Genomic DNA, 15,203 nt, shown 5'->3' on the forward strand with positions numbered 1-15,203 from the left:
TGATGGCGACCATCAACTTTGACAGCGAACTGCGCCGCGCCGGAGCCAACGCCACCCCCGGATGGGGACGGCTGGCCTTCTTGGCACAGCGCCATGTGCTCGGCACGGTCGGCCTGATCATCATGCTGCTGTTCGTGCTGACCGCGATCTTCGCCAACGTCATCAGCCGCTACGATCCGCTCACCGTCGATTCCGCCCATCGGCTTGCGGCGCCTTCAACGCTGCACTGGTTCGGCACCGATTCCTTCGGCCGCGACGTCTGGAGCCGCATCGTCCATGGCGCACGGATCTCGCTTGCGGTCGGCATCGGCTCCACGACCTTGGGCGCCACGCTCGGCGTGATCGTGGGCCTCACCTCGGGCTATCTCTCCGGCTGGGTCGATCTCGTGTTCCAGCGGGTGACCGACATCCTGCAATCGCTGCCGCTGTTGGTGCTCGCCCTTGTGATGACCGCGGCGCTCGGCCCCTCGCTGCCGAACGTGATCCTTGCCATCGCCATTCCCTTGATCCCGACGGTCGCCCGCGTGATCCGCGCCAACACGCTGGCGCTGCGCGAGCAACCGTTCGTCGAGGCCGCCAAATCGATCGGCATGAGCGAGATGCGCATCGCGCTGCGCCACGTGCTGCCGAACACCATCGCTCCCCTGATCGTGCTTGCTACCGCACAGCTAGGCTCGACCATCCTGACCGAGGCCTCGCTGTCGTTCCTGGGCCTCGGCATCCCTGAGCCTTATCCGTCCTGGGGCCGCATGCTATCGGAATCCGCCGCGGAATATGTCCGCACCGCGCCGTGGCTGGTGATCTTCCCCGGCATTGCGATCAGTCTCGCGGTGTTCGGCACCAATCTGTTCGGCGATGCGCTGCGCGACATCCTCGATCCGAGGCAGCGCGGCTGATGAGCGAGGCACTTCCGGCAGAGACGGTTCTCGACGTGAAGAACCTGCAGACGGTGTTCTTCACCAATTCCGGCCTGTTCCGCGCGGTCGACGACGTCTCGTTCTCGGTCCGCCGCGGCGAGACGCTGGCCATCGTCGGCGAATCCGGCTGCGGCAAGAGCGTCAGCGCGCTCTCGATCATGCGGCTGGTGCCCGATCCGCCCGGCCGGATCGTCGGCGGCTCGGTGACGCTCGAGGGCACCGACCTCCTGAAGCTCGACGATGCCGCGATGCGCGCCATCAGGGGCAATCGTATCTCGATGATCTTCCAAGAGCCGATGACCTCGCTCAACCCGGTGATGCGGATCGGCGACCAGATCACCGAGGCGGTGCGCCTGCATCGGAAGATGAGCAGCAAGGAGGCTTGGAAACAGGCGGTCGACATGCTGCGGCTGGTGCGCATCCCCGAACCGGAGCGCCGCGCGCAGGAATATCCGCACCAGCTCTCCGGCGGCATGCGCCAGCGCGCCATGATCGCAATGGCGCTGGCGTGCCGGCCTGCGCTCCTGATCGCGGACGAGCCGACCACCGCACTCGACGTCACCATCCAGGCGCAGATCCTCGCGCTGATCGTCGACCTGCAGCAGCGGCTCGGCACCGGGCTGATCCTGATCACCCATGACCTCGGCGTCGTCGCGCAGACCGCGCAGCGCGTGATCGTGATGTATGCCGGCAAGAAGGTCGAGGAAGCGACCGTCGAGTCCTTGTTCGAGACGCCGCTGCATCCCTATACGCGCGGGCTGATGGCCTCGATGCCGGCGGTGATCGCGCTCGGCGCGAAGGCCGATGCGCGACTGACCGAGATCCCCGGCATGGTGCCGTCGCTGACCAATCTGCCGCCCGGCTGCGCCTTCGCGCCGCGCTGCAAGTTCGCGATCGACCGCTGCCTCAAGGAGTATCCGCCGCTCGACGAGGTCAAAGGCAATCACTGGGCGGCCTGCTGGCGCGCCGGCGAGATGACGGAGGCGTCATGACCGAGCACCGCCCGCTCCTCGAGGTCACCGATCTCGTCAAGCACTATGCGGTGCGCGGCGGCGTGCTGCGCCGGCAGGTCGGCACCGTGCATGCGGTCGACGGCGTCAGCTTTTCGCTCGGCGCCGGCGAGACGCTCGGCCTGGTCGGAGAATCCGGCTGCGGCAAGTCGACGGTGGCGCGCACCGTGCTGCGGCTGGTCGAGCCGACCAGCGGCGCGATCAAGCTGGACGGCGAGGATATCGCACCGCTGAGCAAGAGCGCGCTGCGGCCGTACCGGCGCTCGATGCAGATCGTGTTCCAGGATCCGTTCGCCTCGCTCAACCCGCGCATGACGGCCGGCGATATCGTCGGCGAGCCCTTGACCGTGCACGGCATCGCGACCGGCACGAAGAAGCAGGAGCGCGTCGCGGAACTGTTCCAGCAGGTCGGTCTCCGGCCCGACCAGATGAGGAATTTTCCACACCAGTTCTCCGGCGGTCAGCGCCAGCGCATCTGCATCGCACGCGCGCTGTCGCTCGGGCCGCGGCTGATCGTCTGCGACGAGCCGGTCTCCGCACTCGACGTCTCGATCCAGGCGCAGGTGATAAACCTTTTGATCGACCTGCAGCGCAGGCAGAACTTCTCCTACCTCTTCATCGCGCACGATCTCGCGGTCGTCGCCCATATCAGCCACCGCGTCGCGGTGATGTATCTCGGCCGCATTGTCGAGATTGCCGACAAACACGAATTGTTCGCCAATCCGCGTCACCCCTACACCCAGGCCCTGCTCGCCTCGGTGCCGATCGCCGACCCCAAGGCCAGGCGGATCGCGCCGCTGATCGACGGCGACGTGCCGAGCCCGATCAACCCGCCCTCAGGCTGCGCGTTTCACACAAGGTGCCGCTACGCGATGGATCGCTGCAAGACCGAGCGGCCGGTGCTCAAGGAAGCCGGAGCCAAGCATCAGGTGGCGTGCTGGCTAAATGACGGGACGGGGCAAGCCGCCTCATACTCCACTGTCGTCCCGGCGTAGGCCGGGACCCATTACCCCGACTGTCCATTGATTTGCGGGGCTGGGGCCACAGCCTATTCCAACAACATACAGCGGTGGTTATGGGTCCCGGCCTTCGCCGGGACGACAGAGGAGTATGCCGCCGGCACTTCCTTCAGGCCGCCACCTCGATCTCCACCACGATCTTCCCGGTCGTCACCTGCTCGCCCTCGGCAACATCGATCGACGACACCGTGCCCGCAACACCCGCTGTGTGGACATGCTCCATCTTCATCGCCTCCAGCGTCATCACCGGCTGGCCGGCCGCGACCTTGTCGCCGGCCTTCACCAGCACCGCGACGACCCGGCCGTTCATGGCCGCGCGGACCTTGCCGTCGCCGCCGGCGGCCGCAGCACTCTGCGGCGGCGCAAGCGTGAGATCGCGCGCCACCAGCGACACGCCACGATGCAGGATGTATAGCCGGTCGCCGGCGCGCAGGAATTTGGCCTGCTCCATCAGGCCATCATGGTGGAAGCGGATGCTGTCCTGACCGAGCTCGTCGATCTCGAAGCTGAAGCGATCGCCGTTGCGGGTCGCGAGGTAGCTGCCGTCGCGCTCGCGGACGATCTCGATCTCCTGCGCGCCGTGGCCGAGATCGATGCGCAGGCCGAGCGGGAATGTCGCCGACAGCGACCGGCCGCGCTGCCATGGCGGCGCGTGCGGATTGGTGACGTAGAGCAGCAGCGCCGCGAGCGCGAGATCGCTGCCGCGATCGGGCCGCGGCGCCAGCAGCACATCGCGGTTGTTGCCGATGAAGGCGGTGGTCGCCTCGCCCTTGGCAAACACCGGATGACGCAGGCAGTCGATCAGGAATCCCTGATTGGTGGTGACGCCGAAGGCCGTGACCTGCTCCAGCGCACAGATCAGCTTGCCGCGCGCCTCATCGCGCGTTGCGCCATGGCTGATCACCTTGGCAATCATCGAATCATAGAATGGCGGGATCTCGGAGCCGGACTGCAGCGCGTGCTCGACGCGAATGCCTTCAGGCATCTGCCACCGCGCCATCGTGCCGGATTGCGGCATGAAGTCATGCCCGGCATCCTCCGAGCACAGCCGCACCTCGATGGCGTGACCGGAGAAGGCGATGTCCTCCTGCCTCAGGCCGAGCGGTTCGCACCGGGCGACGCGTAGCTGCAATTCGACGAGATCGAGCCCGGTGATCGCCTCGGTGACGGGATGCTCGACCTGAAGGCGCGTGTTCATCTCCATGAAGTAGAAATTGCCGGCGCGATCGAGCAGAAACTCCAGCGTGCCGGCACCTTCATAGCCGATCGCCTTCACCGCCTGCACTGCGACCGCACCCATCCGCGCGCGCAGCTCCGGCGTCACCGCAGGCGACGGCGCCTCCTCGATCAACTTCTGGTGCCGTCGCTGCACCGAGCAATCACGCTCGCCGAGATGGACGGCGTTGCCATAGCGGTCGCCGAACACCTGGATCTCGATGTGGCGGGGATCGAGGATGGCGCGCTCGAGGATGACGGTTGGGTCGCCGAACGCGCCCTGCGCCTCCGACCGTGCGCTGCGCAGCGCATCCGGAAATGCCGAGGCGTCCGCGACCAGCCGCATGCCGCGGCCGCCACCGCCGGCGACCGCCTTGATCATGACCGGAAAACCAATTGCCTTGGCTTCCGCCAGCATCACAGCATCGCTCTGGTCGGCGCCCTGATAGCCGGGCACACAGGGCACGCCGGCCTCTCGCATGATCTCCTTGGCGCCGGCCTTGTTGCCCATCGCAAGGATCGCTTCCGGCGACGGACCGATGAACACCAGCCCCGCATCGCGGCAGGCCTGCGCGAAGTCCTCGTTCTCGGCGAGGAAGCCGTAGCCCGGATGCACCGCGCCGGCGCCGCTTGCCTTTGCTGCAGCGATGATCGCGTCGATCTTCAGATAGGATTGCGCCGGCAGCGCCTCGCCGATCCGCACCGCCTGGTCGGCCTCGCGCACATGCAATGCGTCGCGGTCGGCGTCGGAGTAGACCGCGACCACGCCATAGCCGAGCCGCCGCGCCGAGCGCATGATGCGCAGCGCGATCTCGCCGCGATTGGCGATCAGGATCTTGAAGAACGGTGTCCGCTTCACGATGGTACCGCTCATGGCCGCGCCACCGAGAACTGCATCCGCTGCGGGCTGCGCGCCTCGGCCTCGCGGCAGATCGCCAGCACCTCTGACAGCACCGTCCGCGTATCGCGCGGATCGATCACCCCGTCATCGAGCACGCGGGCGCTGGTCGAGAACACGTCCATCTGGCCATCGAACACACCCGTGATCTGCGCCTTCATCGCCTCCAGCTTCTCCTTCTCGATCGGCTTGCCGCGCCGCGCGGCTGCCGCCTCGGTGACGATCGCCATGGTCTCGGCAGCCTGCTCGCCGCCCATCACGGCGGTCTTGGCATTCGGCCAGGAGAAGCAGAAGCGCGGATGGAAGCCGCGGCCGCACATGCCGTAATTGCCGGCACCGAACGACGCGCCGCAATACAGCGTGATCTGCGGCACCGTCGCCGAGGTCACGGCCTGGATCATCTTGGAGCCATGCTTGATCATGCCGGCCTCTTCATAGGCCCGGCCGACCATGTAGCCGGTGGTGTTGTTCATGTAGAGGATGGGCGTGCGCGACTGGCAGCAGGCCTGGATGAAATGCGTCGCCTTGTTGGCACCGGGCACATCGAGCGGCCCGTTGTTGGTGATGATGCCGATCGCCTGCCCTTCGATACGGGCGTGGCCGCAGACCGTCGCCGGGCCGTAATTGGCGCCGAATTCGGTGAAGTCGGAATCGTCGATGAAGCGGGCGATCGCCTGTCGCATGTCAACGGGGCGCTTGTGGTCCATCGGCATGATGCCGAGCAATTCCTCGGCGTCATAGCGCGGCGGCTTGAATGCAGCTGGTTCCGGTGCCGGACGGTCCCACGGCAGCTTGGCCATGATGTCGCGCGCGATGCGCAGCGCGTCGCGGTCGTCCTCGGCGAGATAATCGCCGAGCCCCGAGATCGAGGTATGCATCTCGGCGCCGCCGAGCTCCTCCTCGGTCGCGATCTCGCCGGTGGCGGCCTTGAGCAAGGGCGGGCCGGCGAGGAACGCGCGGGTGCGGCCGCGCACCATCACGATGTAGTCGGAAAGGCCGGTCTGGTAGGCACCGCCTGCGGTCGAGGAGCCGTGGGTGACGGTGACGACAGGAAGCCCCGCCGCCGACAGCCGCGCCAGATTGCGGAAGATGTTGCCGCCGCGAACGAAGTCCTCGACGCGGTAGCGCAGCAGATTGGCGCCGGCGCTTTCGACCAGCTGCACATAGGGCAGCTTGTTCTCCAGCGCGAGCTCCTGCACCCGCAGCGTCTTGTCGAGGCCGTAGGGTTGCAGTGCGCCGGCGTCGATGCCGGCATCATTGGCGCTGACCATGCAGCGGATGCCGGAGACGAAGCCGATGCCGGCGACCAGGCCGCCACCGGGGACGCTCTTGTCCGCGTCCGGCACGTCGAACATGTAGCCGGCGAGCGTCGAGAGTTCGAGGAACGGCGAGCCGGGGTCGAGCACCAGCCCAACGCGCTCGCGCGGCAGCAGTTGGCCGCGCTTGTGGAAGCGGTCCTTGGCCGCGGCGGATGCCGTGCGCGTGCGCTCCTCCAGCCCCCGCATCCGGGCGATCAGCGCCAGCATGCCGTCGCGATTGCCCTGGAACGCGGCGCTGCCGGTCGAAATCGTGCTCTCGATGATGGCCATGAATCTAACCTCCGTCACTCCGGGGCAGCCCGAAGGGCTGAGCTATGATGTGCAATTGCACATCAGAGAATCCATACTCTCGATCATGGTTATGGATTCCGGACTCGCGTTGCGCGCGCCCTGGAATGACGAAAGTGAGTGTGCCGCACATCATGCGCCCCTTCCGCTAAAGTACTCACTATACTGCTGCCGCAGCTCGACCTTGCGCAACTTGCCGGTCGCGGTCATCGGCATCTCCTCGAGGATACGCACCAGCTTGGGCACCTGGAAGCCGCCGAGATGCTTTCGGCAATGCGCTTCGATCTCGGCCTCGTCGGCCACCGCGCCGGGCTTCAGCTTGACGAAAGCTGACACCGCCTCGCCCCATTGCGGATGCGGCAAACCGACCACGGCCGCGTTCTGCACCGCGGGGTGCGCCAGCAGCGTCTCCTCGATCTTGACGGAAGCGACGTTCTCGCCGCCCGACTTGATCATGTCCTTCTTGCGATCGAGGAACAGCACCTCGCCATTGGCGTCGATCAAAGCAAGATCGCCGGTATGGTGCCAGCCGAACTTGCGCGCCTCCTCGGTCGACTTGGGGTCCTTGTAGTAGCCCATCATCACGTTGGGTCCGCGATGCACCAGCTCGCCGATCTCGCCGCGCGGCAGCAGATTGCCGTTGTCGTCCATGATCGCCGTCTCGTTGACGATCAGCGATTCGCCCCAGTAATTGCCGAAGCGATCGAGCTGCACCTCCGGGCGCGACATCGTCGTCGCCGGGTACATCTCGGTCTGTCCGCTGGTCAGCACGAAGTTCGGACACATGTCCGCCATCGCGCGTTCGAGCAGCGGCTTGCCCATCGGCGCCATGGTGTAGATGCAGCAGCGCAGGCCCGTGAGATCATATTCGCGCCGGCGCGGATGATCGAGGATCGCCTGATACATCAGCGACAGGCCGACGAACACCGTGAGCTTGTCGCGCACGATCGCCTCCATGCAGACGACCGGATCGAAGCCGCGCATCAGCGCCATGCGGCCACCGACCGAGAGGTAGCTGAGCAGCAGCACGTGGCCGGCGCAGTGGAACAACGGAAACTGCCCGGTGATCCCATCATCGCGCGACAATTGCATCTCGATGCAGTTACTCATCACGGCCATGACCACCGCGAGATGGCAATGCATCGCGCCCTTCGGCCGGGAGGTCGTGCCTGAGGTATAGATGATCATCGCGAGATCACGGTCGTTGATCTCGATGTCAGGCTCGATGTCGGACTGTCCTTGCAGCAGGTCGTTGAACTCCTGCAATCCGGTCTTGCCCGCATTGCCGGTCAGGTCGATCGCGATCATCTCCATGCCACGGGCCTCCAGCGCGGCGCGCCGGTCGGCCTGAGCATGAAGATTGTCGTCGATGATGGCAAAGCGTACCTCGGCGTGAGCGAGGATGTAGTCCATGTCCGACGGTCCGAGCATGGTGTTGATCGGCACCCAGACCAGGCCGGCGCGGTGGATGCCGAACAGCGCTTTGACGAACTCGACGGAGTTGTTGCAGATCGTCGAGATCTTCTCGCCCGGCTTCAGCCCGCGCTGCACCAGATGATTGGCGAAGCGGTTGGCGTCGCGTTCGAGCTCGGTGAAGGTGACCTGCCTGCCGCCATCCGTCAGCGCGACGCGATCCGGAAACCGCCGGGCGGCGCGTTTGAGGAGATCGCCGATCGCGACCCGTCCGATGCGGCCCGGGCCGGTGACGCCGCCGGTTGCTGCGAGATTGTCCATGTTTCCTCCTGCCTCGTCATTGCGAGAAGCGAAGCGACGAAGCAATCCACTCTCCCTTCGAGTGGCAAGATGGATTGCTTCGCTTCGCTCGCAATGACGGCTGGTGCGGCCTAGTGCCTGACCCCAAAGATCTGCCGCGCCTCGGCCGGGCTCGCGATCTCGCGCCCCGCGCGCCGCGCGCAGGCGGCGAGCCCCTCGACGAGTTGCCCGTTCGACGTCACCTTGGTGCCGTCGCCGAGATAGAACGTGTCTTCCAGGCCGCTGCGCAGATGGCCGCCGAGATCGGCGGCGCGCTGGTGCAGCGGCCAGATCTCGGCGCGGCCGATCGCGGTGACCTGCCAATGCGCATCCGGCGCCTTCAGCTTCAAGAGGATCGGCAGCAACTCCGGATCGGCCGGCATGCCCGAGGCGACGCCCATGACGAAATTGTATTCGAGTGGCCCGGAATACATGCCGGTCTGCCGGTACATGCCGACGCAGCGCACGATGCCGACGTCGAAGCACTCGAATTCCGGGATCGTGCCGGCGACCTTCATCACGTCGAGATAGTCCTGCACCTTCTCGACCGCGTTATCGAACATCATCGGCGGCCACGCCCAGGTGTTGTCGGCCTTGACCTTCAGATAGTTCAGCGAGCCGGCGTTGCAGGCCGCGATCTCGGGCTTGGTCTCGCGCACGCAGTCGAGCGCGCCCTGGTAATTCGGGCCCGAGGTGCCGGTAGTGTGGTTGATGATCACGCCGGGGCAGGCTTCGCGGATCGCCTGCTGGATTTCCTTGCTGACGCCGACCTCCCATGACGGCAGGTGGCCCTTGTTCGGCTCCTGTTGGCGCAGATGGATGTGCATGATGCTGGCGCCGGCGTTGAACGCGGCTTTGGCCTCGCGCGCCATCTCTTCCGGCGTCACCGGAACATTGTGCTGCTTCGGGTCGGTAAGCACGCCGTTCAGCGCGCAGGTGATGACGGCCTTGTCGCTCATGGGTCTCTCGTCCGGGTTGCAGCGCACCTGCGCGGCTGATTTTCCCATGATGAGAAATTTGCCTGTGCGCCATCTTGCGTTGACTGGCTAAGTGGATGCGCTCACGACGGAATTCGTCGTCAGCCGGTTAACACAAGACGCGACAGCCGCGTGGCGCGTAGGCTTTGCTTCAAGCAGAAGCGGCGCAACAAGCCGGCATCACGGGGAGAACGTCATGGTCTCGATTAACCGGCGCAGATGGCTCACAGGCGCCGCGGGCGCGGGGCTTGCCGCGGTCGCGGGCCTGCGGCCTTCGCTAGCCGACGATACGCCCGGCGTCACCACGACCGAGATCAGGATCGGCAGCACCACATCGCTGAGCGGCCCGGTGTCGGCGCTCGGCGTGCAGGCGCGCTGCCAGGAAGCCTATTTCAAGATGTTGAACGAGCAGGGCGGCATCGCCGGCCGGCAGATCAAATACATCTATTACGATGACGCGTTCAATCCGGCGAAGACCGTCGAGCAGGTGCGCCGCCTGATCGAGAGCGACAATGTCGCCTTCCTGTTCAACATGCTCGGCACCGCGCCGAACTCGTCGGTCGTCAAATATATCAACGCCGCCAAGGTGCCGCATCTGTTCCTGTCGGTGAACGGCGACAAATGGGGCGACTACAAGACCTATCCCTGGACCATGGGCTTTGCGCCAAGTGCGCGGACCGAGGCGCAGGTGTTCGTCAAGTATGCGCTGAGCCAGAACAAGAACGCGAAGTTCGCGGTGCTCTACCAGAACGACGATCTCGGCAAGGATTTCGTCGCCGGCACCAGGGATGTGCTGGGCGAGCGGTTTGCGACATCGGCCGTGGTGGCCTCGCACGAGGTCACCGATCCTACGATCGATTCCCAGATCGTCGCGCTGCGCGGCGCCAATCCCGACGTGCTGATCTCGGGCTCCACGGCAAAATTCTGCGCGCAGTCGATCCGCAAGATCTACGAGCTCGGCTGGAAGCCGATGCATTTCATCGCGAGCGGCGCCGCCTCGATCTCCTCGACCATTGCACCTGTCGGCCTCGACAAGTCGCAGGGCACGATCTCGTCGGCCTATGTGAAGGACGTCGCCGACCCGGCCTGGGCCAACGATCCCGGCGTGAAGGATTTCCTCGCCTTCATGGCGAAGTACTTCCCCGACGGCAATCCGAAGGAGGGCTACAGTCTTTACGCCTATACGGTCGCACAGGTGCTCAAGATCGTGCTCGAGCAGTGCAAGGGCAATTTCAGCCGCGACAACATCATGGCGCAGGCGAACAATCTCAGGGATGTCGAGGTCCCGACGCTGTTGCCCGGCATTCGCGTCAACACCAGCCCGACCAATCACCACCCGCTGCAGCAGCTTCAGCTGCAACGGATCGAAGGGCCCGGCTGGCTGCGATTCGGCGAGGTGATCCAGGGCGCGAATCTCTAACCGTCGTCCCGGGCAAGCGAAGCGCGACCCGGGACCCATAACCACATATGGCGGTTATTTGAGTCAGCTGGAGCCATAGCCATTTCAATTATTGAGGTCTGTGGTTATGGATCCCGGCTTTCGCCGGGACGACGGATAGTTATGTCAACACGCGCTCTTGCCCGGTGCGGTAGATCGCAAGATCCCGCGAGCCGGAGAAGATCGCACGCGGCTTCAGGCCATAGAAGCGGCGGATCGAGTGGCTGAAATGAGTCGAGTCGGGATAGCCGATATCCTGCGCGAGATGCGCGAGATTGATGTCCTGGTTGGCGAAGTGCAGCAGATGCCGCGCGCGCTTCCAAGCACGGAAGGAGCGGAACGAAATCCCGGTCTCCTCCTTGAACAGATGCAGGAAGCGTGACGGAGAAAGACCGGCCTCGGCGGCGCAGCCTGCCGCCGTCACCGGCTCGCCGGAGAACTGCCCGATGCGGCCGATTGCGCGCACGACGCGCGGATCGAGCACACGCTGCGGCAGCGCGTCGCCGAAGCACATGGTGTCGAACTCCGCATTCGCAATCGCGTCGCGATGCTGCATCTCGGCAAGCGTCGCATACGCATTGCGAATCCGGTTCGCGAACAAATGGGAGTCGGGTCCTTGCAGGCGGCGCGCGACGGCTTCGAGCGTGCCGTCAGGCACGCTTTCCGGCTCGATCGCAACGCAGATCGCGGATCGATATTCGCTGGTGATGGTGTGGCGCAGGTTCGGCATCGTCACCGCGAGTTCGCCATGGGACTCGCGGCCTTCGCTGGTCGACAGATGCAAGCCCTCGCGGATCGCGACATAGACATGGAATGCGCCGGGACAGCGCTCGCGCGGGCGGCCGAGCAGCCCGGCGTAGAACACCCGTTCCGGCGTGATCAGCATCCGGTGGCCGGACTGCTGGCCTGAGTTCTGGCACTTCGCGTCCACGATGGCGTCCATGGCGGTTCCTCCTCGCGCGGCTCTTTAGGCCGCTGCGGCTGAGCTACCATAACGCAAATTCGCAAAAGCGATACGTCGTCATTCCGGGGCGACGCGACGCATCGCACGCGGAATCGTTAGGTTCCACAATGCGCAATTGCGCATTGGGGGTTCAATGCTGTGTCATCGGGCCGCGCTTTGCGCGGACCCGTTGGCATCGCCCCGGAACGACGGAGAAGTTACGGCCGCGCGCGCGGCGCAACGTTCTGTTCCTGCCCGGCTTTTTGCTCCGACGCCACCGCGCGCTTGTAACCTTCGCGCTGTTGCAACCGCGCCCAATAGGCCGCGACATTCGGCCCGAAATCCTTGGCGAGGCCGATATTGGTGGCGAGCCGGAGCGCATAACCGTTGGCGATGTCCGCCGCGGTGAAGCGTTCCGCGCAGAGGAATTCAGAATTCGCGGCAGCGGCCTCCACCGCGCGCAGCCGGCCCAGGAACCATTTTGCATAATCGCCCGAGACCTGGGGGTTGCGACGCTCCTCCGGTTCGAGCTGGCTGTAGCGAAGCACCAGCGTCTGCGGAAAGGTCAGCGTCGCATCGGAAAAATACATCCAGTTCAGGAACGCGCCATAGGCCGGCTCGTCGACACCTACGATCAACGGCGTCGGGCCGTATTTGGTGCCGAGGTAATGGCAGATGCCGGAGGATTCCGTCATCTTCGTCTCGCCATCGACCATGAACGGGATGGTGCCGAGCGCATTGATGCCGAGATATTCCTTGGCGAACACGCGCGGCGGGAACGGCAGCATCTTCAGCTCATAGGGCAGCCCGAGCTCCTCCAGCATCCACAGCGGACGGAACGAGCGCGCGGCATCGCAGTGATAGAGCGTGATCATCAGGCGTTTCCCTTTTGCTTCATCCCGGGCAGCGTGCCCATCATCTTGCACAATACCATCAGCATCACCTCGTCGGCGCCGCCACCGATCGAGGTCAGGCGGCTGTCGCGATAGGCGCGGCTGACCGGCGTCTCGTTGGTGAAGCCCATGCCGCCCCAATATTGCAGGCAGGCGTCGGTCAGCTCGCGGCCGAGCCGGCCGGCCTTCAATTTCGCCATGGTCGCAAGCCGCGTCACGTCCTCGCCCGCCACCAGCGCCTCGCCGGCGCGATAGATCAGCGAGCGCAGCAGCTCGACCTCGGTCTGCATTTCCGCCAGCTTGAAGTGCACCACCTGATTGTCGAGAATCGAGCCGCCGAACGCCTTGCGGTTCCGGGTGTAATCGATGGTCTCGTTGATGATGAATTCATGCGCCTTCAGGCAGGCCGCCGCGCCCCACAGCCGCTCCTCCTGGAACTGAATCATCTGGTAGGTGAAGCCCTGGCCCTCCTCGCCGATCCGGTTGCGCTTCGGCACCCGGACGTTGTCGAAGAAGATCTGCGCGGTGTCGGACGAGCGCATGCCGAGCTTGTCGAGTTTTCGCGCGACCTGCACGCCCTTGGTCTTCATCGGCACACAGATCAGCGACTTGTTGCGATGGACCTGGCCGTCGCTGGTGTTGGCGAGCAGGCAGATCCAGTCGGCCTGGGTGCCGTTGGTGATCCACATCTTGCCGCCATTGATGACGTAATCGTCGCCGTCGGAGCGCGCATTGGTCTTGATCGAGGCGACGTCGGAGCCGGCACCGGGCTCGGAGACGCCGATGCAGGCGACCTGATCGCCCGCGATCGCCGGCACCAGGAATTCGCGCCGCACCTCGTCGGAGCCGAACCGCGCCAGCGCGGGCGTTGCCATGTCGGTCTGCACCCCGATCGCCATCGGCACGCCGCCGCAGGTGATGGCCCCTAACTCTTCGGCCATCATCAGCGCGTAGGAATAATCCAGCCCCTGGCCGCCGAATTCGACCGGCTTGTTGAGGCCGAGGAAGCCGAGATTGCCGAGCTTCTTGAACAGCTCATGCGCCGGGAAGATGTCGGCCTTCTCCCATTCGTCGACATGGGGATTGATCTCGGCCGCGATGAACTTCTGTAGAGCGCGGCGCGGTTCGTCGTGGTCGGCGGTGAAGAGCATGTTCCTTCGTCATTCCGGGCTCGCGCTTCGCGTCGCCCTCAGGTGCGCAATTGCGCACCGGGGAATGACGGCTGAGGGTGAGCGGCATCTCCTACAATCCCATCTGCCGGCTCGCGAGATCTTTCATGATCTCCTCGGTGCCGCCGCCGATGGCGTTGACCTTGACCTCGCGGTAGATGCGCTCGACCTTGATGCCGCGCATGAAGCCGGCGCCGCCGAAGATCTGCACCGCCTCGGAGGCGCAGTGCGCCATGGTCTGTGTCGCCTGGTTCTTCATCATGCAGATCTCGGCAACCGGGCTTTCGCCCTGGCCGAGCCGCCACGCCAGCATTTCCAGCATCGCCTGCGAGGCCGCGACCTTCTGCGCCATGTCGACGATCTTGTGCCTGATCACCTGGTGCTGGGCGATCGGCTTGCCGAACGTCTTGCGCTCCTTGGCATAGGCGACCGCCTCGTCGAGGCAGACGCGCGCATAGGCGGTGCAGCTCGCCGCCATGCCCATGCGCTCGCTGTTGAAGTTCTGCATGATGATCTTGAAGCCCTGGCCTTCCTCGCCGATCAGGTTCTCGACCGGCACCCGGCATTCGTCGAAGTGAAGCGTCGCGGTGTCCGACGCCCACCAGCCCATCTTCTTCAGCTTGGTGCGGGAGAGCCCCGGCGTATTGCCCTCGATCAAGAGCAGGCTGACGCCACCGGGGCCTTCGCCACCGGTGCGCACCGCGACCGTCAGATAGTCGGCGCGCATGCCCGAGGTGATGAAGGTCTTCTCGCCGGAGACGACATAGTGGTCGCCGTCGCGCCGCGCTTTGGTGCGCAGGTTCGCGACATCGGAGCCGCCGCTCGGTTCGGTGATCGCGAGCGCAGAGATCTTCTTGCCCGCAAGCACCTCCGGCAGCACCCGCGCCCTGACCTCGGGCCGCGCGGCGCGGGCGATCGGCGGCGAGCCGATGGTGTGGCTCATCAGGCTCGCGGAGACGCCGCCGGCGCCGGCACGCGCCAGCTCCTGCGAGGCCACGATCTTCATGAACTGGTCGGCGGCGATCCCGCCATATTCTTCCGGGAAACCGAGGCCGAGCAGCCCGATTTCGGACGCCTTGGCATAGAGCGCGCGCGGAAACTCGCCCTCCTCGTCCCATTGATGGGCATAAGGCTCGATTTCCTTGGCCACAAAGCGCCGCATCACCTCGCGAAAGGCCTCATGCTCGCCGGTGTAAAACGGGTTTGCCATCCGCGTGCTCCGTTGATTCCCACGCCCGACGATGTCCGGATTTTTCCCGGGCCACTTGCGTCGAGTGGCTGTCGGCTGGACCGACCTTCCATCTCGCCACCCGCCAGCCACTAAACGCAAGACAGTATCCTAATACGCCCCCTCCACTGCCAATT

At 65.2% G+C, this 15,203-nt stretch carries 12 protein-coding genes; 4 read left to right on the forward strand and 8 right to left on the reverse strand.

All coding sequences use genetic code 11. The annotated features are described in order from the left end of the window. Positions 1 to 2: 2 nt before the first annotated feature. The 3 genes from ACE10Z_RS40870 to ACE10Z_RS40880 are packed head-to-tail and all read left to right on the forward strand — an operon-like array spanning position 3 to position 2,922. Positions 3 to 896 (forward strand): ABC transporter permease, encoded by an 894-nt coding sequence (locus tag ACE10Z_RS40870; protein ID WP_375785728.1) that lies wholly within the window; start codon positions 3 to 5, stop codon positions 894 to 896. Next, on the forward strand, positions 896 to 1,909 hold the full coding sequence (locus ACE10Z_RS40875; protein WP_375785729.1) for an ABC transporter ATP-binding protein: 1,014 nt from the start codon (positions 896 to 898) through the stop codon (positions 1,907 to 1,909). The genes ACE10Z_RS40870 and ACE10Z_RS40875 overlap by 1 nt, the downstream gene beginning before the upstream one ends. After that, positions 1,906 to 2,922 (forward strand): ABC transporter ATP-binding protein, encoded by a 1,017-nt coding sequence (locus ACE10Z_RS40880; RefSeq protein ID WP_375785730.1) that lies wholly within the window; start codon positions 1,906 to 1,908, stop codon positions 2,920 to 2,922. Before ACE10Z_RS40875 ends, ACE10Z_RS40880 begins: the two co-directional genes overlap by 4 nt. Positions 2,923 to 3,055: 133 nt before the next feature. On the opposite strand, the gene ACE10Z_RS40885 is transcribed toward ACE10Z_RS40880, so the two are convergent. The 4 genes from ACE10Z_RS40885 to ACE10Z_RS40900 form a co-directional block, all read right to left on the reverse strand. Then, a complete protein-coding gene (locus ACE10Z_RS40885; protein ID WP_375785731.1) occupies positions 3,056 to 5,035 on the reverse strand; it encodes an acetyl/propionyl/methylcrotonyl-CoA carboxylase subunit alpha in 1,980 nt (659 codons plus the stop codon). Further along, complete coding sequence (locus ACE10Z_RS40890; RefSeq protein ID WP_375785732.1) at positions 5,032 to 6,648, reverse strand: acyl-CoA carboxylase subunit beta; 1,617 nt, start codon at positions 6,646 to 6,648, stop codon at positions 5,032 to 5,034. The genes ACE10Z_RS40885 and ACE10Z_RS40890 overlap by 4 nt, the downstream gene beginning before the upstream one ends. Positions 6,649 to 6,798: 150 nt before the next feature. Further along, positions 6,799 to 8,400: an AMP-binding protein gene (locus tag ACE10Z_RS40895; protein ID WP_375785733.1), complete on the reverse strand. Its 1,602-nt coding sequence runs from the start codon at positions 8,398 to 8,400 to the stop codon at positions 6,799 to 6,801. A 110-nt stretch (positions 8,401 to 8,510) separates the two neighbouring features. Then, a complete protein-coding gene (locus ACE10Z_RS40900) occupies positions 8,511 to 9,377 on the reverse strand; it encodes a 3-keto-5-aminohexanoate cleavage protein (protein WP_375785734.1) in 867 nt (288 codons plus the stop codon). A gap of 214 nt (positions 9,378 to 9,591) precedes the next feature. Between ACE10Z_RS40900 and ACE10Z_RS40905 the strand changes: the two genes are divergently transcribed. Continuing rightward, positions 9,592 to 10,815, forward strand: a complete 1,224-nt coding sequence (locus ACE10Z_RS40905; RefSeq protein WP_375785735.1) for an ABC transporter substrate-binding protein — start codon at positions 9,592 to 9,594, stop codon at positions 10,813 to 10,815. Between the two features lie 139 nt (positions 10,816 to 10,954). Here the strand turns inward: ACE10Z_RS40905 and ACE10Z_RS40910 are convergent, their stop codons facing one another. The 4 genes from ACE10Z_RS40910 to ACE10Z_RS40925 all read right to left on the reverse strand — a co-directional run bounded on the left by ACE10Z_RS40910 (position 10,955) and on the right by ACE10Z_RS40925 (position 15,048). Then, a complete protein-coding gene (locus ACE10Z_RS40910) occupies positions 10,955 to 11,776 on the reverse strand; it encodes a helix-turn-helix domain-containing protein (protein ID WP_375785736.1) in 822 nt (273 codons plus the stop codon). 218 nt (positions 11,777 to 11,994) lie between these two features. Beyond that, positions 11,995 to 12,651, reverse strand: coding sequence for a glutathione S-transferase family protein (locus ACE10Z_RS40915; RefSeq protein WP_375785737.1), 657 nt, complete (start codon positions 12,649 to 12,651; stop codon positions 11,995 to 11,997). Continuing rightward, complete coding sequence (locus ACE10Z_RS40920; protein WP_375785738.1) at positions 12,651 to 13,820, reverse strand: acyl-CoA dehydrogenase family protein; 1,170 nt, start codon at positions 13,818 to 13,820, stop codon at positions 12,651 to 12,653. Before ACE10Z_RS40920 ends, ACE10Z_RS40915 begins: the two co-directional genes overlap by 1 nt. Before the next feature lie 91 nt (positions 13,821 to 13,911). Further along, a complete protein-coding gene (locus tag ACE10Z_RS40925; RefSeq protein ID WP_375785739.1) occupies positions 13,912 to 15,048 on the reverse strand; it encodes an acyl-CoA dehydrogenase family protein in 1,137 nt (378 codons plus the stop codon). Between the last annotated feature and the right edge of the window lie 155 nt (positions 15,049 to 15,203).

Source organism: Bradyrhizobium sp. Pha-3 (assembly GCF_042258615.1).
In the GTDB taxonomy this organism is placed as follows: Bacteria; Pseudomonadota; Alphaproteobacteria; order Rhizobiales; family Xanthobacteraceae; genus Bradyrhizobium.

Excerpts from the sequence above, each read along its gene's own strand:
- ACE10Z_RS40870 (WP_375785728.1), top strand. The coding sequence starts at position 3 with ATGGCGACCATCAACTTTGACAGCGAACTGCGCCGCGCCGGAGCCAAC.
- ACE10Z_RS40895 (WP_375785733.1), bottom strand. The coding sequence starts at position 8,400 with ATGGACAATCTCGCAGCAACCGGCGGCGTCACCGGCCCGGGCCGCATC.
- ACE10Z_RS40880 (WP_375785730.1), top strand. The coding sequence starts at position 1,906 with ATGACCGAGCACCGCCCGCTCCTCGAGGTCACCGATCTCGTCAAGCAC.
- ACE10Z_RS40925 (WP_375785739.1), bottom strand. The coding sequence starts at position 15,048 with ATGGCAAACCCGTTTTACACCGGCGAGCATGAGGCCTTTCGCGAGGTG.
- ACE10Z_RS40900 (WP_375785734.1), bottom strand. The coding sequence starts at position 9,377 with ATGAGCGACAAGGCCGTCATCACCTGCGCGCTGAACGGCGTGCTTACC.
- ACE10Z_RS40915 (WP_375785737.1), bottom strand. The coding sequence starts at position 12,651 with ATGATCACGCTCTATCACTGCGATGCCGCGCGCTCGTTCCGTCCGCTG.
- ACE10Z_RS40890 (WP_375785732.1), bottom strand. The coding sequence starts at position 6,648 with ATGGCCATCATCGAGAGCACGATTTCGACCGGCAGCGCCGCGTTCCAG.
- ACE10Z_RS40905 (WP_375785735.1), top strand. The coding sequence starts at position 9,592 with ATGGTCTCGATTAACCGGCGCAGATGGCTCACAGGCGCCGCGGGCGCG.
- ACE10Z_RS40885 (WP_375785731.1), bottom strand. The coding sequence starts at position 5,035 with ATGAGCGGTACCATCGTGAAGCGGACACCGTTCTTCAAGATCCTGATC.
- ACE10Z_RS40910 (WP_375785736.1), bottom strand. The coding sequence starts at position 11,776 with ATGGACGCCATCGTGGACGCGAAGTGCCAGAACTCAGGCCAGCAGTCC.
- ACE10Z_RS40875 (WP_375785729.1), top strand. The coding sequence starts at position 896 with ATGAGCGAGGCACTTCCGGCAGAGACGGTTCTCGACGTGAAGAACCTG.
- ACE10Z_RS40920 (WP_375785738.1), bottom strand. The coding sequence starts at position 13,820 with ATGCTCTTCACCGCCGACCACGACGAACCGCGCCGCGCTCTACAGAAG.